This window comes from Mesorhizobium sp. (genome assembly GCF_965229135.1).
Classification (GTDB): Bacteria; Pseudomonadota; Alphaproteobacteria; order Rhizobiales; family Rhizobiaceae; genus Mesorhizobium.
On sequence record NZ_OZ245860.1, the window covers coordinates 4,265,048 to 4,284,910 of the forward strand.

The window sequence follows — 19,863 nt, forward strand, 5'->3', positions numbered from 1 at the left end:
GCCACTCCCTGCACGGAAATTCCTGCCTCATTTCCCGGCAAAGGGCGAAATTTTTTCGCCAGCAGCGCCGGTGATTGATGCCTCCACGTTTTGAAGGATGGCGCCGGGGTGCTAGAAAGGTCGGCAGAGCCGACGGCTGGTTATTTTGCGGCAACACCACAAGGGTAGGAGCACGCCATGAGTCTTCGCATCAACGATATCGCGCCCGATTTCACCGCCGAGACCACGCAAGGAACGATCAAGTTCCACGAATGGATCGGCGACGGCTGGGCGATCCTGTTCAGCCATCCAAAAAATTTCACGCCGGTCTGCACGACCGAGCTTGGCACGATGGCCGGGCTGGAGGGCGAGTTCAAGAAACGCAATGTCAAGATCATCGGCATTTCGGTCGATCCGGTGGAAAGCCACGGCAAATGGAAGGACGACATCAAGACGGCGACGGGTCAATCGGTTAACTATCCGCTGATCGGCGACAAGGATCTCAAGGTTGCCAAGCTCTATGACATGCTGCCTGCGAGTGCCGGCGAGACTTCGGAAGGACGCACGCCCGCCGACAACGCCACCGTGCGCTCGGTCTACGTCATCGGCCCCGACAAGAAGATCAAGCTGGTATTGACCTATCCGATGACGACGGGCCGCAACTTCGACGAGATCCTGCGGGCGGTCGATTCCATGCAGCTCACCGCCAAGCACCAGGTGGCGACGCCGGCGAACTGGAAGCAGGGTGAGGACGTGATCATCACGGCCGCCGTTTCCAACGAGGACGCGATCGAGCGGTTCGGCGCCTATGAGACGATCCTGCCATACCTGCGCAAGACCAAGCAGCCGGCTGCCTGAACACTTCCGTTGTTACGGGACATTTCGGCGTTATAGCTTCAGCGAGCCAAACGATGCTTGACTGGGCACTGTTAGTGGACAACCATCCTCTTCTTCGGCTCCTATAGGGAAAATCATTCCTGGCGGAGGGGGGAGGCGGAATTGGGCGCAGCATTAGCCAAGCCTCAGGTAAGGGGCTTCTACGACAAGCCAAGTGGCTCAATCCAGTATGTGGTTGCCGATCCGGGTACGCGGCGATGCGCCATCATCGACCCGGTTCTTGACTTCGACGAGAAGTCCGGCGCGATCGCGACAAGGTCCGCCGACGCCCTGCTTGATTTCATCGGGGAAAGCCAGCTTGAGGTGGAATGGGTCCTCGACACCCATCCGCATGCCGACCATTTGTCGGCCGCCTACTATCTGAAGCGGAAGACCGGAGCGCCGGCGGCGATCGGTCAGGGGATCGTCGACGTTCAGCGATTGTGGAAAGCCATCTACAACTGGCCGGACTTCCCCGCCGACGGGTCGCAGTGGGACAGGCTGTTCGCCGATGGCGCGGTTTTTTCGATCGGCGGCATTCCGGCAAGGGTCATGTTTTCGCCGGGGCATACGCTGGCCTCGATCACCTATGTGATCGGAGACGCCGCCTTCGTTCATGATACGCTGTTCATGCCGGACAGCGGCACGGCCAGGGCCGACTTTCCCGGCGGCAGTGCAGCGCGGCTCTGGCGGTCGATCCAGCACATTCTGGCGCTGCCCGATGATACGCGGGTTTTCGTCGGCCACGACTATCAAGCCGGCGGCGGGCGCGAGCCGTTGTGGGAAAGCACGGTCGCGGAACAGAAGGCAGCCAACATTCACATTGCTGCCTGCGAGACGGAATCGGATTTCGTGGCGCTGCGCGAGGCGCGTGACCGGACATTGCCGATGCCCAGGCTCATCCTGCACGCGTTGCAGGTCAACATGAATGGGGGGCGGCTGCCGGAGCCGGAAGCCAATGGCCGGCGGTACCTCAAGTTTCCGCTGGATGGGCTATGAGGTAAGGTCGCGCCCGGTTTGCCTCTCGACTGCCAGACACAAAAAAGCGGCGCCAGTTTCCTGACGCCGCCGTTTGCTTGATTGCCTTGGCTGGCTTACGCCGCCGGCTGTGCCTCGATGGTGCGCAGCGCCTGCGTCTGGCGCTTGGCGGCGGCCTTGACGGCATCCTGCACCTTCTCGAAGGCGCGCACCTCGATCTGGCGCACGCGCTCGCGGCTGATGTCGAACTCGGCCGACAGCTCTTCCAGCGTCAGCGGCTCCTCGGCGAGGCGACGTGCCTCGAAGATGCGCCGCTCGCGATCATTGAGCACGGCAAGCGCGCCCGACAGCATGCCGCGCCGGTTTTCCAGCTCGTCCTGCTCGATCAGCATGTCTTCCTGGCTTTCATGGTCATCGACCAGCCAGTCCTGCCATTCGCCGGATTCGCCTTCGCTGGCCCGGATCGGCGCGTTGAGCGAGGCGTCGCCGGACAGGCGACGGTTCATCGACACGACTTCCGCCTCGGACACGTTTAGGCGGGTTGCGATCTCGGTGATCTGATCAGGCTTCAAGTCGCCGTCGTCCAGCGCCTGAATCTTGCCCTTCACCTTGCGCAGGTTGAAGAACAGGCGCTTCTGGTTGGCGGTCGTACCCATCTTGACCAGGCTCCACGAGCGCAGGATGTATTCCTGGATCGAGGCCTTGATCCACCACATGGCGTAGGTCGCGAGGCGGAAGCCACGCTCGGGTTCGAATTTCTTGACGGCCTGCATCAGGCCGACATTGCCTTCCGAAATCACCTCGCCGATCGGCAGGCCGTAGCCGCGATAGCCCATGGCGATCTTGGCGACGAGCCGAAGGTGGCTGGTGACGAGCTTGTGCGCGGCGCTGGTGTCTTCATGCTCTGCATAACGCTTGGCGAGCATGTACTCTTCCTGCGGCTGAAGCATGGGAAAGCGGCGGATTTCTTCCAGGTAGCGGCTGAGGCCGCCTTCGCCGGAAACGATACTGGGTAATGACTGGGCCATGATAGCGCCCCCTCTCTATTGGAGTGATGCCCCCGAAACGCGGCGGGCATGTGACGCGAGCACCAAAGGCTCGCCCGCGACAGTGGATTTATACAGGAACAAAACCAGAAAATACAGGCATTTGTTCAACACGAAACAGTGTGTCACGCTGAAGTGAACAATGCCAGTCAGGTTTTTTGATGGCAGGTTCAGAGCTCGCGAAAGCCAACCACGAGTGCCTCCATGTCCCTCGGTATAGGTGCCTCGAACCTCATCGTTAGATGGGTAGCCGGATGGCGAAATGCAAGGAGGCGGGCATGCAAAGCTTGCCGCGGAAATGCCTTCACCTCGCTTTTCAGCGGTTCGGGCAGCCGGTTGACCTTGGTTCGGAAGGCCTGGCCATAATCGGGGTCGCCGACCACCGGGTGGCCGATATGGGCCATGTGGACGCGGATCTGGTGGGTGCGGCCGGTTTCAAGCCGGCATTCGACGAGGCTTGCCGTCGCGAATTCCTGCTGTTTCTCGCCAAAGCGCTCCACCACGGTAAAATGCGTGATGGCGTGTCGGGCGTCGTCGCGGCCCTCCGGCACCACGGCGCGGCGGACGCGGTCGGCGGCGCGGCCAAGCGGCGCATCGACCGTTCCCGTAGGCCTTTGCGGGATGCCCCAGACCAGCGCCAGATAGGCACGCTCCAGATCGCCGGTTCGGCCATGATCGGCGAAGGCCTCCGACAGCGCCTTGTGGGCGCGGTCTGTCTTGGCCACAACCATGACGCCGCTGGTCTCCTTGTCGAGGCGGTGGACGATGCCCGGCCGCCGCACGCCGCCGATGCCGGAAAGACTTTCGCCGCAGTGATGAATCAGCGCGTTGACCAGCGTTCCCGTCCAGTTGCCGGCGCCTGGATGCACGACAAGCCCCGCCGGCTTGTTGATGACGATCAACTCATCGTCTTCATAGAGCACATCGAGCGCGATGTTCTCGCCTTGCGGTTCGGCGGGCTCCGGCTCCGGCATGGCCACCGATACGCTCTCGCCAGCGGTCATCTTGCGCTTGGTTTCATCCACAGGCTTGCCGTTGACCGTGACGGCGCCCTGCTTGATCAGCATCTGCACGCGGCTGCGCGACATATCCGGCCCAAGCTTGGCCGCCAGCCACTGGTCGAGGCGCTGTCCGACGGCATCCGGGCCTGCCTCCAGTACCGCCGGCGCAGCCTCTATGAATTTCTGGGTCTCTTCGTTATGAGCGCTCATCGATAACATTCCGGAATTCTGCCATGGCCAGGCCACCTGTCGAGCAAGATGAAGAGAAGCCGCTCGACCCCGAGGTCGAAAAGGTGCGGAAGAAACTCGTCCGCTTCATCGTCATCAATCTCGGCATTCTGTTCCTCGCCCTTATGGTGGTGATCGGAGCCCTTGTCTACAAAGCGCGCATCGCAGCGCCCGCCGCGCAGCCGGCTAGCGATTTCCAGGCGCCGGCTGGCGAACCGGTCAGTGGCGACGTCGTGCTGCCCGTGGGCGCAAAGGTGATCAGCCAGTCGCTCTCCGGCAATCGCCTGTCCATCGATGCGGAGCTTGCCGACGGCAGCCGCACAATCTTCGTCTATGACATGGTTGAGCGCCGCATCATCGGACGATTTGCAATCCGCAACAAATGAGTTCGCAACATTGGTTGGCCACGACAGATGACCAGGTTCGCAGGCAATCGCCGTATCGCCACTATCGCTCTTGTCGTTGCTGATTACGACGAGGCGATCGCCTGGTATGTCGGCAGGCTGGGCTTCGTCCTTACGGAAGATGTCGATCTCGGCGGCGGCAAGCGCTGGGTCACGGTGTCACCGGCCGACGGACTGGGCGCCAGCTTGCTTCTCGCCGAGGCGTCCGATGACGCGCAGAGGAAAAGCATCGGTAACCAGACCGGCGGCCGCGTGTTTCTGTTCCTCGAAACCGACGACTTTGCCCGCGATCACGCGATGATGCTCGAAAAAGGAGTCGAATTCCGTGAGGCGCCACGTCATGAAGCCTATGGCACGGTTGCGGTTTTCGCCGATCTCCATGGAAACCTCTGGGACCTGATCGAGCCGAAACGATAGCCTTCCATCGGCCTGTCGGCGATACAATAAAGCTGTCCGAAGGCCAGTTGCTTTTTGCCCGCCGTCAGCCTATATCGCCGGTTCTTGAACGCGCCCATCGTCTAGCGGTCAGGACACCGCCCTCTCACGGCGGGAACAGGGGTTCGATTCCCCTTGGGCGTACCAATAAATAAATTACTTAGTGAAGCCCTCCGAAAATCGTCAAATAAGCCGTTTGTGAACGCCATTTCCGAGCCTATTTCGGGATGGGCTGGCGATGCTGTCATTTGCTCTCATGGGGGCCCGGTCACTGGCTTGAGGCCAAAGAAGCGAATCAGGAGAAAGCCGCTTGCTTTGCGGGCCGCTTCAACCTCGAACCTGAGTCTCGCAGCAGGCACATAATATCGTCGGCTTGACAATCCCCGCCTAGGCAATGCAACTTACGCCCTATTGAGGGATAAACTGCAACTTAGGGGGTAATGTGAAAAAGTATGAGAAGCCGATATTGATCAAGCGCGAGCGCCTGTCGCGGGTTACTGCTCAATCGACGCCGTCAGGCCCGGTTGTCCCGCCGCCCGTCCCTGACTAGAATAGTCGCGGGCTTTTGCGATCGCCCCATCAAAACGACCAACGCCCGTCGGCTCGCGCTGGCGGGCTTTTTAGTTGGCTATGGAATCGGCACCTGAACTCGGTGTTGTCTCAGGCCCGCTTCCCTCATAGTGGTTCATGACGCCATGCGCTTTGCCACGGTTGTCCGGAGCCTTTCGCTCCGGACGCCCGTCTCATCAAAAGCCCAGGCCAAGCGAGTAGGCCGCCAGCGGACCGAGCGTCATCACCGCAGCCCCTATGATGCCGGCAACGTCCTTGCCCTCGAACATCGGGCTGTTCAGGACAGCCTCCGAGAAGTGCTGCGTATCGGCTTCGTAGGGAAGGCGATGCTCGTGGGCATTTGGCGTAAATGTGCCGACAGGCTGGATTGAGGTGTCTTGGCGATGGTCGAAAGTCGTGTTCATCATTGTCTCCTACTGGTTATCCCTCATAGTGCGAACTTGCGGGTACTCATGAGGTTCCATGCAGGTGTTCAGCCAACAGTCTACTATTGAGCCACAGGTTTGACTTTCAGTTTCTGGCCAAGGTCTAGCACTATTTGGTAATGCATCACAATCGTCGGTAAGGTCTTGGCGGCAAACTGGTTGAGAGGGGAAGTACCCTGCGCATAACCCTTGTAGAGGGATATCGCGCGCTGGTGGGCGTAGATCTGCGTTTCGACATACATGACGTCAAAATCGCTGCCCTTGACGGTGTCCAACTTGCCAAGCATGCCTTGCTGCTCGCCGTCGGGAGCGGGCTTGCCGAACTCGACCGTCTCGTTCGTCGCCAGGCCCACCAGCTCCTGTTGGGCTTGGGAATGATCGTCAACCATGGTCTTGGCGAAAGCCTTCACCTCTGCGGACTGGGCCTTCTTCAGGGCTAGGTTGCCGGAGTCGATCTCGAATGAATTACCCGACGAAGCCGTCGAGACGAATTCGAGGGGAGTGGCTACCTTTCTGGGTTCGATCTGCGTTGCCGGGATGGTGGGAACGGACTTGCCAGCATCAGATTGCGCCAGGGCAAGCGATGGTAGTATCGCAATGGCGGCTACAGCCGCAATGAGACCGGGCTTTATCATGGACGTTCTCCTTTCGCCCGGCAACGAGCGAAGCAATCAAACGTTCCCCGGATGGGTTCGGGGGGCGAGTTGGTATCGTTGGGCGTACCTCCCGGAACCGAAGGTTCGGGTCGAGCTTAAGGCTCAATGAGCACACGCGGCATCAACTTCCTGGACCAGTGGATCGTCAGCAACATTCCAGCGGCGACGAACGCGGACGTCATCTCGGTCGACGAACTCACTAACAAGTTGTTCGCGGATTCGAAGTCCCTCGGCATCAAGCGGGAAGAAATCGACGAGGAGGTCGCCAGCCTCTATAGAACGATCCTCGACGCGATCGTGCACTACGATGCAGGCATCCCGGAGTAGCAATCAGAGCTAATCGTCGCCATCGCAGCGGTGCTCGAAGCAGAACCAGTGAGGCTCCTGCCTGGGCTTTGCAAAGCCCCAACCGCCGACCTTCCCGCACCCTGGATGCTCGGGAAAATGACCAAGCGTCGTAACGCGCTCTCGGGTTACGGGCATCATGCCTCCGGCTAACCTGGCGGGCTCGTCGCTCATAGCGGGTTGACCGGTCCGATGAGGCCGGGGTGGTCGTTGCGCAGCTTGCTGATGACGGTCGTGTTCACCTCGCGTCCGACGCGGTTGAATTGCAGATCGTCGTCGATGTCTTGAACGAGTATGTCCTTCAAACCATCCTTCGGCGTCGCCGGGTCCAGCCAGACATCAAGTAGGCTGCGTCGAGGATGACGGGCTGCCGGTCGTGCAACTGACTCTTGATGGCGCCGGCGGGTACGGTGATGATCGCGCAATTCGTGATGTCGAGATGGGAATTGTAGGCCCATCGCGCGGCAAACGAGAACGGCGCATGCCCTGGCTCGTCGGCCGGCGAGACGGTCCGTTCATAGAGCCGTCCGCTGGGGATCAGGCAGCGCTTGGATTTGAAGGCGTCCCGGAATGCCGGCGCGGTATCGATGCCCTCGATTCTGGAATTGAACATGGCCGCCTTGGGCAACTCCCTTGCCCAGAGGGGACCAACCACCATCGACCCTCGCGAAGAGGATGGCTCCCGTTCTCGCCGGCGGTCACGAACGGCACATCCTGTGTCGGCGCGATGTTGTCCCGGGGTTCGTCATCGCGGCCGAACCTTTGCACCTTCCTTGATTCTCCGCAGTCCCTCGGCCGACCCATCAAGGCTCTTCATCAATTCGGCGAGCTACCGTTCTTCCAGCTCCGCTGGCGCAGCGGTTCCAGATCGCTCCACCGCCGCGTCTTGCCTGCTCAATTGCCTCGCAACCAACCTTCCCGCCGCTCGTTGATCATACGCTGGTTGATCCCAGCTACTCCTCTCTTGCCCGCCGCCTGACGGTGGCGGGCCCTTTTCAGGGAGGTTGACAACCGTCAGCGCCTCAATGCACCCTGCGTCGTATTGAGGGGAAAACCGCAACCAAGGGGGTTCCCATGAAGAAGTACGAGAAGCCGACACTGATCAAGCGTGAGCGACTTTCCCAAGTCACCGCCGTGGTGTCGACATCGGGACCGAGTAAGACACCAACTTGATAGTACGGTGTGGGCGCCGGCGGACACACGGTGAGTACGCCGGCCGCTCCCATCTCCGCAGTATTCGTGCTGGAGATCTCTGACTATAGCGGGCCATTGCTCGCAGGCTGGCTTGAGCGCGGGAACAGCATCAAGGCGATTGTGGTTCCTGCTCTGCGACCGAAGCGCGGGCGCTTCAGTATTGGCAATTTCCGACGCAAACTGCAGCGCGGAAAGCACCTGTCGCGGTATCTTGGCAAAACCGATTTCGGATTGCCCGATTTCGAATTGATCGAGTTCGGCAGACCTTATGATTGGGACAAGCTCGGCCGCCAATTGTCCGAAATCGCGGCGGATGTCCTTATCTGCTTCGCATTTCCGGCGATCATCCCGCAAAGCCTACTCGGCCTGTTTCCAAATGGTGGGCTGAATCTCCACCCGTCGCTGCTGCCTCACTATCGCGGTCCCCACCCTCTGCACCGGATGGTCGTAGACCAGCAGCAGGATGCCTTTGGTGGCGTTACCTTGCACAAGATGACACCCAGGTTCGACGAAGGCGACATCCTGGCCCAAGTGCCCGTTGCCGCGAAGGCATGGCTATCGAGGCAGGCACTTGTCAAAGCCCATGCCGAAGCAATGCGGATTGTTGTGAGTGAATCCGCAACCGCTTATTGTCGAGGGGAACTGACCGGAGCGCCGCAGCCAACTGGCGATTTCACCTGGGCTCGCATCGACATGTCACATACGTTGGTCTCGACGAACATGTCGATTGAACACGTGACACGGCTATGGACCGTGCTTGGTCTTGCTCCAGGCATCTATCTCACGGTGGGCGATGCCGCGGTTCGCTTGGCCTTCCGCATTCGAACACTCGGACCGGCAACAGGGAAACCGCCAGTAAGGCGATGGGGCGCTGTCTCGTTCGATCTGGCTAACGGTCGAGTGGTGCACCTGACCTATAGCCGCACGATCAAACGGCTCGTGAAAATATGGCAACGCTTCGAGCGCGACATCTAACCCCCTTCGAACCCTCAGGCAGTTGCCCGCGAAAATCCCGGAGCCACTTCGGCTATTCGCTGATCGCGACCAATAGTTCTTCTGAATGCCTGCAGTGCCAGACAATATGGGACGATAGTTCAGGTGCGGGGTGAAGATTTCTCGGACAGGGCCGAAACGGGAGTGAATGACAGCCGAAGGGGTCGGATATGCAACGCAGGGGACTTGCGACGAGATCGGGATATCTATCGCCGCACTTTGCGGCGCAACAGCCTGTCGGCCCACCCAAACGACCATATGTGCCGCTGGTCCCATAAATCGGCCGGTGTCCGCGAGACCCTGTAGTTCGAGGCGTTGTCGATCTGCTGGTTTACGCTCAAATGGCCATTCGCATCGAAAAATGACTTGATCCGCTGGCGCGCAAACAGCTTCTTGCCCTTGGTGGTGTAGTTCCGCAGTGGGAGCTTGTGACGGCTGATCTTGCGGCCGTCGCTCGACAACGCGATCCCTATGCAGAACTGCTCCGGAGTATGCGCCCGCACGATGCCGATCATCTGCTCAACGGTGGTGTATGCGTGCACCAGTCTCGAGACATTGTCGCGATGGATCCCGAGCACCGCGCTCGCCCACATCGTTTCGGTTCCCGTCAGGATGCGGCCGTCAAGCGCAATGCCTTTCCCGTCAAGGGAGCGGAACGGCCGCGGTGCACGCCCTTCGCGACGCCACATTATGGATCGCGACGGGGAAATCCTGTCGAAACATTTCGAGATGTCGCCGGCCGGGTAGATGTCGGTATCCATGACAAACAGCCGATCGCACCGCTTCAACAATTCAATGGTGCCAGCGGCCTTGATGCCGAACTTGTACCTGCCGCCAAAGGAGGTCTCCTCCATTCGCCGCGGGGTGAGTTCCATGGTCTCGATCGGATAGCCATGAAAAATATCAGGCCTGTCGGTCAGGACCTTGATACTGGCGTTCGGACAATAATGCAGGAGCCGCAAGGCGCTGAAAAGAGCGCCAAGGGCATAGAGTTCGTCTTGGCCGAACGCGATGTAGCCGAAATGATCGGCATGCATCGGTTGTCAGCCTCCACGCCCCGGTATCGAGGCCTCCTGGTCGCCTGCCGATCCGGTCGGCGCCGCAAATTTCCGGCTCTTGTCGTCCATCGCGGTCCCCATCACCCCAGGACGAACATAGGCCGAGATAGCAAACGGGTGCAACGGCTGAACCGTAGCTGTCACGGTAGTTTGCGAGCCGGCTTGCTCCGCTAGCCCCGGGCCTTTCCAATCAGTCATCGCGTCCGGGCTTCGCAAGCGCGAGCGGTCTCCCCGCACCGCCGTTTCCTTACGAATCCGTAAGTCGCTCGCCCCGATCGCCGCCGCTATAACGAAGGGGAGCGGCTGATCGTCTGCGCTTCCGCGACTTGATAGGGGCCCCAAAACCCCGACGCCCGCTGCCCGTTGTTGCCTGGCGGCGGGGCTTGCGGTCCTGGAGAGTAACGTCGTGGAGCGGTGTCCCCAGGATCACCTCCACGCAAGGAAGGAAGTTCTGCGATGCGCGTGAAGTTTGCCCCCATGCTTTCGATCGTTGCGGTCGCGGTGACCCTGGCATTTGTGCCCGGTGCCGTGATGGCCGCCACCAAGACCGCCAAGGATTGCAATGCCGAATACGCCGCCAACAAACCGGCGATTCAGGCTTCCGGCCAGAAGAAGGCGGATTTTATTGCCGCGTGCCGCGCCGGCACCGATGCCACGCCTGGTGTGGCGCCGGCCACGACGACGGCTCCTGCCAAGACGACGAGCAGTGCAACCGCCGGGGACGTGAAGACGGCGAAGGCATGCGACGCCGAGTACGCGGCCAACAAGGACGCCATCAAGAAGTCCGGCGAGACCAAGAAGGATTTCGTCGCCGCCTGCCGCGCCGGAACCGAAGTGATCCCAGTAGGGCAGGGTACGACGGCGGCCCCGACAGCCGCGCCGGCAACGGCGCCCGCCACGACGGCTCCGGCCAAGCCTTCCTCAACAACCCGGACCAAGACCGTGCCGGCACCATCGGTGGCCGGAACGCCAACCGGCGCCAACCAGTTCGCCACCGAGGGCCAGGCGAAGGCCCGTTGCCCAGCCGGCACGGTGGTTTGGGTGAACCTGAAGTCGAAGATTTTCCACTTCGCCGGCAGCCGGAACTACGGGAACACGAAACAAGGCGCGTATATCTGCGAATCCGACGCGACAGCCTCGGGTTTCCGCGCCGCTGAAAACGAAAAGCAGCCGCAGTAGTTTTGTGGCGCGTCGCCAACGCCTGACCGGTCACGACGGTCAGGCGACATTAAGATTTCGTTAACCATTTCCCTGTCTACTGGGCTGGTGATCCACTTTCCGCCCGCGACCACGGATGTACTGGCGCGAACTGGCGAGGTGGAATGAAAGGTCGGCCTCGTGCCGGCCTTTTGCTTTTCATGCCGCCGTTTTCGCACGTGCCGCGGGTTGGGCGCGGGGCGAGAGAGCGTGCACAAAAGCATGATGACGACGCGTATTGCCATCGTCGAAGCCTGCTCTACCATACATCCTGACAGGTGTGCCGCGTGTATGGGGAAGGGCTTGGCGATGCGAGCTTCTGCAACACTGATCATGGCGGTTTCGATCGTCCTGGGGACAGCCGGATTGTCGAAAGCCGCCACGCTCAACACCATGGACGATGTGGGGGCCGCGATCCGCGCCTGCTGGACTCCGCCATCGGGTGTCAAGAATTCCACTGTCACATTGAGCTTCAGCTTCAAACGCGACGGTACGCTGATCGGACCACCCCGGCCCACCGCCATTCATGTCCAAGGCGACGCAAAGGCGCGGAAATCATTCGTGGATGCGGCGACCTCGGCGTTGGCGCAATGCCTGCCACTGACCTTTTCCCCGACGTTGGCCAAGGGAATTGGCGGCACCGTCTTCACGTTGCAGTTCGCGTCCAAGTGAAAATCGACTGAACTGTTTAAGTAGAGGCTGGACTTTGTCTAGGGCGGGGCTTGGGCTCAACCGATTCAGATCGAATTCATGTCGCCGCAGTGCCAACCCCCCGGTTTCGGGCGGCTCTAAAAAACGGTTCGAGCCGCGCATTTCAGTGCTGGTTTCGCCTCGCATTGACGTGCCGAGCCAGTTCCGGCGTCTCGAAGACATAGTCGTTCCAGGCCGACTCAGGGATTTGGCCCGCCAGATAGCATTCGAGCAACAGGCTTTGCTCGGCATTGAGGGGGCGCGGTGCGCGCTCATAATCGAGCCCGAGCGAATGAAACAGGTTTCTGGTCAGGCCCGATACCGTGAAGTGGATCGACATCTTCGTTCTCCTTCCCGTGCGTAAACGCGGAAAAGGGGCAAAGGTTGCACAGTGCGCGGCCGGCAAGACGAGTTGGGCGGGATCTTGAGCCTGCCGGAACGCATGGGCATTCACGGCGTTGTGATTGGCGATCAACCAGGAGCAGTTGCCATGGCCACGTTCAGGGAAATGAGGGTACACGAGATTGTCGAGGACAGCTCTTTGTCCACCGAGCAGAAGATCGCGGAGCTTCGGGATATCGAGACCGAGGCAAGAGGGCTGCAGCGGGCAGCCTCGGAAAGCCCGATGAGCGACGACGACGGCTGGCAGGACGAACTGCGCCAGGTGCGCTTCGCGCTGGAAAAACTCGGTGCCAAGGAGCCCATGAAAGGCGCGGCGACGCTTTGAAAGCGCGTTATACTGGGACAGTATACCGGGCTACGGCGCCGAAAACCGCTATTCGCAGACCATGCGGTAGCGCTTGCCAGGCTCACTGACATTCTTGCAGACAAGCGGCCTCTGCGGCTCGGTTGAAGAGAGCGGAGGACCAGAGAGCCTCGATACGCGCCTTGTTGCCGCCTTGTGACGTGAGGGGCGGCGCGTTTCGAAGCCTCCCGGCTCCTGCGGGGCCACCGGAAACACGCTGGATTCGATGAGCGGCTGCGATGCGCGCGGTGGTTCCTTGTCGAAGAAACGTCTCGCATCAAGCGGCTTTGGAATGATCACCGTGCCGTCATAGCTGCGCGAGCAACCGCTGGCCAAAAGCAACGCCAGCCCCAGGAAAGAAGGCAAAATCCGTTCAAACATGTGCACACCCCTGCCCAGCTTATAACGCGGCTTGCATGGCGTCGACAACGGGCGGAATGGCGCAGGCAAGCCGCATTCGAATGGCCGCGCCCGGCCGGTGGCGTTTCGTTAAGGTTAGCGGATCGTTAATGCTTCTGAGGCACATTCCGCCAACGGACCTCGGGGGAGGGGCCGGCCTTGGTTTTCGGGGTGGGACGGCATGGCTGAAGCGGACGGAAAAGTTGGCGCGCGCGCGACGCGTGAGCCCGGTAAAGTGCCCATGCACCACAATATGCTTTCGTCGCCTGACCATATGGGTTCAGTGGAAGCGCTTCGCGCGTTGGTCGAGGCGGGTTGCGACTGGATCTGGGAGACCGATGCCGAGCTGCGTTTCTCCTGGCTTTCGGACACTTACCGGGCAGCCACCGGAATCGACCCCACCAGTGTGCTCGGGCGGTTCCGCTTCGATTTCCTCAAACAGGTGTCGCACGGCAGCCGCAGCGCCGCGGCGCATCTGGAAGACCTGCAGGCGCACAGGCCCTTTCGCGATTTCGTCTACGAGCTGAAGGGTGGCCGGGCCGACTGCCGCTGGGTTTCGATCACAGGGTTCCCGCGCTTCGACGCCGAGGGGCAGTTTGCCGGCTATCGTGGCGTTGGCCGCAACGTCACCGCGCTTGCCAGCGCGTTCGACGAACTCGCCCAAAGGGAGCCGGTGGAAGCATCTTCGGGAAGTCTCGGTGATCTGCGCGCAATGGTCGATTCCATGCCGATCGGCGTCATCGTCCTCGATGCCGGCCTTCGCGCGGAAATCATCAACCGCGCCTTCCATGATTTGTGGAAGATCGATCCGCGCCGTGCCGGGATCGGCTCCACCTTCCGCGAACTGATGGAAGCCAGCCGCGGCATCGATTCCTACGGCACCGACGATGCCGCCTGGCAGAGCCATATCGCCGAGCGCGAAGCCGAAGTCAGGGCTGGTGTCGCCGGCTCCAGGCAACTGCCTCACAATGACGGGCGCACGCTCGTGGCGTCGCTTGCATCGATTGCCGACGGCAAACGGCTCATCTCCTATGTCGATGTCACCGACATGAAGGAACGCGAGGCCGAGGCCGAAGACGCGCGGCGCCATCTTGCCACCGTGCTGGAATCGCTGCCGGCCAGCGTCATCATCTATGACCGCGATGACAACTTCGTCTTCGCCAATCACAAGATGCAGGAAGCAATTCCGGAACTGGAGCCGGTATGGCGGCCCGGGCGCACCTTCCGGGAGGCTTTGGCACGCGGGCATTCGGCCGGATATTTCCGGCAAAGCGGCGATCTGGAACTGGACAAGCTCTACGACCGGGATCCGGATCGTTGGGCCGACGGGGTGCTCAAGCGGTGCCGCTTGCCCAGTGCCTCGTTCGAGCGCGTCAATCCTGATGGCAGCTGGCACCAGGTCTACGACATGCGCACCGATGACGGCACGTTCATCGGCGTGCGCGTCGATATCACCGAGATCAAGCGGCGCGAGAAAGCCTTGCATGACTCGATGCACCAGATCGACCTGTTCCGTCACGTCATGGATGAATTGCCGGTGGCAGCCTTCATCAAGGCGCAGGACCTGAGCATCGAGTTCGTCAACAAGGCCTGGTGCGCCATCACCGGCTTCGCCAAGGAGGATGTGATCGGCCGGACGGACCGGCAGCTGTTCGGCGCGAAGGACGCCGAAAGCTACAGCAATGACGATGCCGAAGTGGCCGCTACGGGTCAGGTCAGGGAAGTCGAGGAGCCCGTCACCCATCGCGACGGGACCGTTCGGCAATTGATGACCCGCAAGAGCCGCCTGGTGGCGCTGGATGGCTCGGTGCACCTCGTCGGCTCCAGCACCGACATCACCGACGTCAAGGCGCGCGAGCGCGCGCTGGAAGAGAGCATGCGCGAGAACGAAGTGTTCCGCAGTCTCATCGACAACGTGCCCGTGTCGATCTACGCCAAGCGGTCGGACCTCAAGCAGTTCTATGTCAACAAGGGATGGTGCGATCTCACCGGCTTCAGCAAGGAAGAGGCGATCGGCAAGACCGACATCGAGATTTTCGGGGCCGATGGAGAAGCTTTCGTCAGCGGCGACCTGACCGTGCTGCGCACCGGGGAAACGCAGGAGGTCGAGGAGACGGTGACGCTTGCCGACGGCAGCGTGCGCCATCAGTTCGCGCGCAAGGGCGCGATGATCGCCTCCGACGGCTCGCTCTATCTGATCGGCTCCACCACGGACATCACCGAGCTGAAGCAGCGCGAGGCCGAACTTCGCGAGGCGCGGCAGCGCGCCGTGCTTGCCGACCGCGCCAAGTCGGAATTCCTGGCCAATATGAGCCATGAAATTCGCACACCCATGAACGGCGTGCTGGGCATGGCCGAGCTTCTCGCCAAATCCGATCTGGATCCCAAGCAGAAGACGTTCACCGACATCATCGTGAAATCGGGCAACGCCTTGCTTACGATCATCAACGATATCCTCGATTTCTCCAAGATCGACGCCGGCCAGCTCGTTCTGGACCCGGCGCCCTTCAATCTCGCCGAGGCGATCGAGGATGTGGCGACCCTGGTGTCGACGCGAGCCAAGGAGAAGGACCTCGAGCTCATCGTTCGCATCGAGCCCGGCCTCGGCAGCCAGTTCATCGGCGATGTCGGCCGTATCCGGCAGATCGTCACCAACCTGCTGGGCAATGCGGTAAAGTTCACCGACGAAGGCCATGTCCTGGTCGACGTGACCGGCGAACGGGTTCCGACCGGCACCAAGCTGACCGTCGCCGTCACCGACACGGGCATCGGCATCCCCGAGGAGAAGCTGCAACTGGTCTTCGAGAAATTCAGCCAGGTCGACACGTCGTCGACCCGGCGGCATGAAGGCACCGGGCTTGGCCTTGCCATCACATCGCGGCTGGTCGACCTCATGGGCGGTGACATTGGAGTCGAAAGCGCCGAGGGCAAGGGCTCCACCTTCTGGTTCACCATCACGCTGCCAAGGGCCGTGCAATCGACCGGGCAGCGGATCATGCCGGTGGATGTGACCGGGGCACGGGTGCTGATCGTCGATGACAATGCGGTCAACCGTGCGATCCTGATCGAGCAGATGGCGTCGTGGACATTCGATTCCTGTGCGGCTGAAAGCGGCGCGGAGGGGCTGAAGGTGCTCATCGCCGCGGCCGCTTATGGCGTTCCGGTCGACTGTGTCGTGCTCGACTACCAGATGCCGGGCATGAGCGGCGCCGAGATGGCGCGGATCGTGCGCAACACCGCCGGGCTTGCCGACACGCCGATCATCATGCTGACCTCCGTCGACCAGTCGCTGGCCAACACCAGCTATCGCGATCTTGGCATCGATGCCCAGCTGATCAAGCCGGCGCGTTCCTCGGTGCTTCTGGAAACGCTGGTCGCCACCATCCAGCGTCATCGGCACACGACGGCGGGCGTGAGCATACCGGTGTCGAATGGAGGCGCCGGCAGCGTCGCGACGGAGCCGCCGCTTGTCGCGCCGTCCGGACGCGCACTGCTGCAGCCGCCGCCGGTGCGCCCGCGCCTGCGCGCCACGGCCGGTGGCGAACGGCGTCTGGATATCCTCGTTGCCGAGGACAATGAAGTGAACCAGATGGTCTTCACCCAGATACTCGGCGAGACCGGTTACAGCTTCGAGATCGTCGGCAATGGTCGCAAGGCGCTTGAAGCCTATGGCAAGCTCAATCCCCGGATGATCCTGATGGATGTGTCGATGCCCGAGATGAACGGCCTCGAGGCAACCGCCGCCATTCGCCGGATCGAGGAGGAAAATGGCACGCACATCCCCATCGTCGGCGTCACCGCGCATGCCTTGAAGGGCGACCGCGAACGCTGCCTGGAAGCGGGCATGGACGACTATCTGCCCAAGCCGATCAGTCCCCGAGCGCTGCTGGAAAAGCTCGAGCGCTGGGTTGGATCGGGCGACGAACGCCAGCTCGACGTCGGCTGAAGGAGGCCCGCGACGCGCGGGGTCAGCGCAAGTCCGGGACAGGACGCCGTGGTGGCATAATGTACGGTTGTTACAGAACGGAAGACTGTCGCTGAGAATGCTAGTATTGGTTGCGATGGAGATTCGGCGCAGCTCTTGTGCGAAAGGCTATGGTGCGATCGCACCATATCAAAGTCAGGGTCGAGCCGAGACAATATCTGTATTCGAGTTCCGCTCCTCAGTTACGGGCGGGAGCAGCGACCGCCGGCATGGAACAGCGTCAATCTACCCCAACGGACCTGTTTTCGGCGATGGCTCGGCCAAGACATCCTCTGGCTGAATGCAACGCGCTCCCGCCCGGATTTTCTTTGCTGGGCCGAGAGCTCTTCCATTGGCCGCAAATGACGACTGAAAAAATGCCCAAGCCCATGATTCCCGGGACAAACTTTGGTTGTGCCGGGAAGGGCCGATGAGATTCGCCTCCGGTGCCGTCGAGCGGCGTTACCGGGGTGACATGAAACTGTCATGCGACTGTTATAATCGAAGGCTATTGGCCTCAGCGGGCGCTGAAAGAAATGGCGCCGAGAGACCATCTTCCGAACAGGAGCAGGCCACATGAGACATTTCATCCGCTCGGCGGCTGTTGCGATTGCAATGGCTGCGGCGTCTACCCTCACCCTCTCAGCAGCAATGGCCGCGGATCTTTCCGGCGCCGGCTCGACCTTCATCTATCCGGTGTTCGCCAAGTGGGCCGACACCTACAAGAAGGACACCGGCATCGGCCTCAACTACCAGTCGATCGGTTCCGGCGGCGGTATCAAGCAGGTCATCGCCAAGACCGTGACCTTCGGCGCCACCGACAAGCCGATGTCCGATGCCGACCTCGAAAAGAACGGCCTCGTGCAATTCCCGATGGTGATGGGCGGCATCGTGCCGATCGTCAACCTCACCGGCGTCAAGCCAGGCGAACTCATCCTTGACGGCAAGACAATCGCGCAGATCTACCTCGGCGCCATTACCACCTGGGACGACGCCGCGATCAAGGCTTTGAACCCGACCCTCACGCTGCCGTCCACCGCTATCGCCGTCGTCCATCGTTCGGATGGCTCGGGCACGACCTTCAACTTCACCGACTACCTGGTCAAGCTGTCGCCTGACTGGAAGTCGAAGGTTGGTTCGGACACCGCTGTCGAGTGGCCGGTCGGCGTCGGCGCCAAGGGCAGCGAAGGCGTTGCCAACACCGTCAAGCAGACCGACGGCGGCATCGGCTACGTCGAATACGCCTACGCCAAGCAGAACAAGCTGTCCTACTCCAAGATGTTGAACGCCGCTGGCAAGGTCGTCGAGCCGTCGCTCGAGTCCTTCGGCGCGGCTGCTTCGAATGCCGACTTCAAGGGCGCGAAGAACTTCAACGTCATCATCACCAACGAGCCGGGCGACGCGACCTGGCCGATCGCTGCCTCGACCTGGGTGCTGATCCACAAGGCGCCTAGCGATGCCGCGGCCACCGGCGAAGCGCTGAAGTTCTTTGCCTGGGCCTACAAGGACGGCAAGGAAACCGCAAAGGCGCTCGATTACGTCGCGATCCCCGACAGCGTCGTCGACCTGATCAAGGCTTCGTGGAAGGCCGACATCAAGGCCGACGGCAAGCCGGTCTACGCTGGCGAATAATCATACCTGAAGGGGCGTCGCATCGCGGCGCCCCTTTCCTCCAGACAAAGAGCCGAGCCTGACATGAGCGCTGCCCAGGAAGCCTTGCCAGCCATTCGCGGTTCGCGTGACGCGACCGTCAAACGTTTCGCGCTGACCGATTCCATCTTTCACGGCATGACGCGGGCCGCCGCCATATTGGTTCTGGTCCTGCTCGGCGGTGTTGCGATCTCGCTGTTTGCCGGTTCCTGGCAGGCCCTCTCGACCTTCGGCTTCTCGTTCCTGACCACCGAAAGCTGGAACCCCGTCACCGAGAAATTCGGTGCGCTGGCGCCGATCTACGGAACCATCGTCACCTCGGCGATCGCCATCCTCATCGCCGTGCCGCTCGGCATCGGCATCGCTATCTTTCTCACCGAGCTTTGCCCGCGCCCGCTTCGCCGCCCGATCGGCATGGCAGTGGAGCTTTTGGCCGGCATCCCCTCGATCATCTATGGCATCTGGGGCCTTTTCGTGCTGGCTCCCTTCCTGCAGACGACGGTGCAGCCCTTCATCATCGGCATGTTCCACGGCATTCCCGGCCTCAACAGCCTGTTTGCCGGTCCTCCCTACGGCATTGGCCTGCTGACCTCGTCGTTGATCCTGGCCATCATGGTGCTGCCCTTCATCACCTCGATCACCAAGGACGTGTTCGACACAGTGCCGCCGGTGCTGAAAGAGTCGGCCTACGGCATTGGCTGCACGACCTGGGAAGTCACCCGCCGGGTTGTCATTCCCTACACCAGGATCGGCATCATGGGCGGCGTCATGCTCGGCCTCGGCCGCGCACTCGGCGAAACCATGGCGGTGACCTTCGTCATCGGCAACGCGCATCGCATCTCGACTTCGCTGTTTGCGCCTGCAACGACGATTTCCGCGACCATCGCCAACGAATTCACCGAAGCCGTCGGCGATCTCTATACTTCTTCGCTGGTGGCGCTCGGCTTGATCCTGTTCGTCATCACCTTCCTCATCCTCGCCATCGCCCGCTATATGCTGATGCGCATTGACGCCCGTACGGGAGCCTGAC

The 19,863-nt window shown here is 61.2% G+C and carries 21 protein-coding genes and 1 tRNA gene; 13 read left to right on the plus strand and 9 right to left on the minus strand.

Annotated features, from left to right (window positions below; all coding sequences use genetic code 11):
- The first annotated feature begins 177 nt into the window (after positions 1-177).
- Together ACO07C_RS20335 and ACO07C_RS20340 are read left to right on the plus strand one after the other, a co-directional pair.
- On the plus strand, positions 178-837 hold the full coding sequence (locus tag ACO07C_RS20335; protein WP_421915944.1) for a peroxiredoxin: 660 nt from the start codon (positions 178-180) through the stop codon (positions 835-837).
- 141 nt (positions 838-978) lie between these two features.
- Positions 979-1,854, plus strand: coding sequence for an MBL fold metallo-hydrolase (locus ACO07C_RS20340; protein ID WP_421915945.1), 876 nt, complete (start codon positions 979-981; stop codon positions 1,852-1,854).
- A 95-nt stretch (positions 1,855-1,949) separates the two neighbouring features.
- On the opposite strand, the gene rpoH is transcribed toward ACO07C_RS20340, so the two are convergent.
- The gene (gene rpoH / locus ACO07C_RS20345; protein ID WP_421915946.1) at positions 1,950-2,861 is read right to left on the minus strand and encodes an RNA polymerase sigma factor RpoH; all 912 of its coding nucleotides are present in this window, start codon (positions 2,859-2,861) and stop codon (positions 1,950-1,952) included.
- A gap of 188 nt (positions 2,862-3,049) precedes the next feature.
- Positions 3,050-4,090: an RluA family pseudouridine synthase gene (locus ACO07C_RS20350; RefSeq protein ID WP_421915947.1), complete on the minus strand. Its 1,041-nt coding sequence runs from the start codon at positions 4,088-4,090 to the stop codon at positions 3,050-3,052.
- Between the two features lie 23 nt (positions 4,091-4,113).
- On the opposite strand from ACO07C_RS20350, the gene ACO07C_RS20355 reads away from it, so the two are divergent.
- The 3 genes from ACO07C_RS20355 (at position 4,114) to ACO07C_RS20365 (ending at position 5,094) form a co-directional block, all read left to right on the plus strand.
- On the plus strand, positions 4,114-4,494 hold the full coding sequence (locus tag ACO07C_RS20355; RefSeq protein ID WP_421915948.1) for a fimbrial protein: 381 nt from the start codon (positions 4,114-4,116) through the stop codon (positions 4,492-4,494).
- A gap of 27 nt (positions 4,495-4,521) precedes the next feature.
- Entirely contained in the window at positions 4,522-4,929 is a 408-nt protein-coding gene (locus ACO07C_RS20360; protein ID WP_421915949.1) for a VOC family protein, read from the plus strand.
- A gap of 90 nt (positions 4,930-5,019) precedes the next feature.
- Positions 5,020-5,094, plus strand: a tRNA-Glu gene (locus tag ACO07C_RS20365).
- 599 nt (positions 5,095-5,693) lie between these two features.
- Here the strand turns inward: ACO07C_RS20365 and ACO07C_RS20370 are convergent.
- Positions 5,694-5,921 (minus strand): hypothetical protein, encoded by a 228-nt coding sequence (locus tag ACO07C_RS20370; protein ID WP_421915950.1) that lies wholly within the window; start codon positions 5,919-5,921, stop codon positions 5,694-5,696.
- Positions 5,922-6,004: 83 nt separating this feature from the next.
- Positions 6,005-6,577, minus strand: a complete 573-nt coding sequence (locus tag ACO07C_RS20375; RefSeq protein WP_421915951.1) for a DUF4142 domain-containing protein — start codon at positions 6,575-6,577, stop codon at positions 6,005-6,007.
- A gap of 126 nt (positions 6,578-6,703) precedes the next feature.
- Here ACO07C_RS20375 and ACO07C_RS20380 point away from each other — a divergent pair, with 126 nt between their 5' ends.
- On the plus strand, positions 6,704-6,925 hold the full coding sequence (locus ACO07C_RS20380) for a hypothetical protein (RefSeq protein WP_421915952.1): 222 nt from the start codon (positions 6,704-6,706) through the stop codon (positions 6,923-6,925).
- 188 nt (positions 6,926-7,113) lie between these two features.
- On the opposite strand, the gene ACO07C_RS20385 is transcribed toward ACO07C_RS20380, so the two are convergent.
- Together ACO07C_RS20385 and ACO07C_RS20390 are read right to left on the minus strand one after the other, a co-directional pair.
- A complete protein-coding gene (locus ACO07C_RS20385; RefSeq protein WP_421915953.1) occupies positions 7,114-7,248 on the minus strand; it encodes a hypothetical protein in 135 nt (44 codons plus the stop codon).
- Positions 7,245-7,556 (minus strand): SOS response-associated peptidase family protein, encoded by a 312-nt coding sequence (locus ACO07C_RS20390; RefSeq protein ID WP_421915954.1) that lies wholly within the window; start codon positions 7,554-7,556, stop codon positions 7,245-7,247. The genes ACO07C_RS20385 and ACO07C_RS20390 overlap by 4 nt, the downstream gene beginning before the upstream one ends.
- Before the next feature lie 590 nt (positions 7,557-8,146).
- Here ACO07C_RS20390 and ACO07C_RS20395 point away from each other — a divergent pair.
- Positions 8,147-9,112: a formyltransferase family protein gene (locus tag ACO07C_RS20395; protein ID WP_421915955.1), complete on the plus strand. Its 966-nt coding sequence runs from the start codon at positions 8,147-8,149 to the stop codon at positions 9,110-9,112.
- Between the two features lie 224 nt (positions 9,113-9,336).
- On the opposite strand, the gene ACO07C_RS20400 is transcribed toward ACO07C_RS20395, so the two are convergent.
- Positions 9,337-10,167, minus strand: a complete 831-nt coding sequence (locus tag ACO07C_RS20400; protein WP_421915956.1) for a hypothetical protein — start codon at positions 10,165-10,167, stop codon at positions 9,337-9,339.
- A gap of 477 nt (positions 10,168-10,644) precedes the next feature.
- Here ACO07C_RS20400 and ACO07C_RS20405 point away from each other — a divergent pair, with 477 nt between their 5' ends.
- Positions 10,645-11,367 (plus strand): hypothetical protein, encoded by a 723-nt coding sequence (locus tag ACO07C_RS20405; RefSeq protein WP_421915957.1) that lies wholly within the window; start codon positions 10,645-10,647, stop codon positions 11,365-11,367.
- Positions 11,368-11,694: 327 nt separating this feature from the next.
- The gene (locus ACO07C_RS20410) at positions 11,695-12,057 is read left to right on the plus strand and encodes a hypothetical protein (protein ID WP_421917574.1); all 363 of its coding nucleotides are present in this window, start codon (positions 11,695-11,697) and stop codon (positions 12,055-12,057) included.
- Positions 12,058-12,199: 142 nt separating this feature from the next.
- Here ACO07C_RS20410 and ACO07C_RS20415 read toward each other — a convergent pair whose 3' ends face one another.
- The gene (locus ACO07C_RS20415; protein WP_421915958.1) at positions 12,200-12,415 is read right to left on the minus strand and encodes a hypothetical protein; all 216 of its coding nucleotides are present in this window, start codon (positions 12,413-12,415) and stop codon (positions 12,200-12,202) included.
- An 84-nt stretch (positions 12,416-12,499) separates the two neighbouring features.
- Here ACO07C_RS20415 and ACO07C_RS20420 point away from each other — a divergent pair, with 84 nt between their 5' ends.
- The gene (locus ACO07C_RS20420) at positions 12,500-12,802 is read left to right on the plus strand and encodes a hypothetical protein (protein ID WP_421915959.1); all 303 of its coding nucleotides are present in this window, start codon (positions 12,500-12,502) and stop codon (positions 12,800-12,802) included.
- Between the two features lie 48 nt (positions 12,803-12,850).
- Here the strand turns inward: ACO07C_RS20420 and ACO07C_RS20425 are convergent, their stop codons facing one another.
- Positions 12,851-13,201, minus strand: coding sequence for a hypothetical protein (locus ACO07C_RS20425; RefSeq protein WP_421915960.1), 351 nt, complete (start codon positions 13,199-13,201; stop codon positions 12,851-12,853).
- 199 nt (positions 13,202-13,400) lie between these two features.
- Here ACO07C_RS20425 and ACO07C_RS20430 point away from each other — a divergent pair, with 199 nt between their 5' ends.
- From ACO07C_RS20430 to pstC, 3 genes are all read left to right on the plus strand, one after another.
- The gene (locus tag ACO07C_RS20430) at positions 13,401-17,165 is read left to right on the plus strand and encodes a response regulator (RefSeq protein WP_421915961.1); all 3,765 of its coding nucleotides are present in this window, start codon (positions 13,401-13,403) and stop codon (positions 17,163-17,165) included.
- Between the two features lie 594 nt (positions 17,166-17,759).
- On the plus strand, positions 17,760-18,815 hold the full coding sequence (gene pstS, locus ACO07C_RS20435; protein ID WP_421915962.1) for a phosphate ABC transporter substrate-binding protein PstS: 1,056 nt from the start codon (positions 17,760-17,762) through the stop codon (positions 18,813-18,815).
- Positions 18,816-18,878: 63 nt separating this feature from the next.
- Positions 18,879-19,862, plus strand: coding sequence for a phosphate ABC transporter permease subunit PstC (gene pstC / locus ACO07C_RS20440; protein WP_421915964.1), 984 nt, complete (start codon positions 18,879-18,881; stop codon positions 19,860-19,862).
- Position 19,863: the final 1 nt, after the last annotated feature.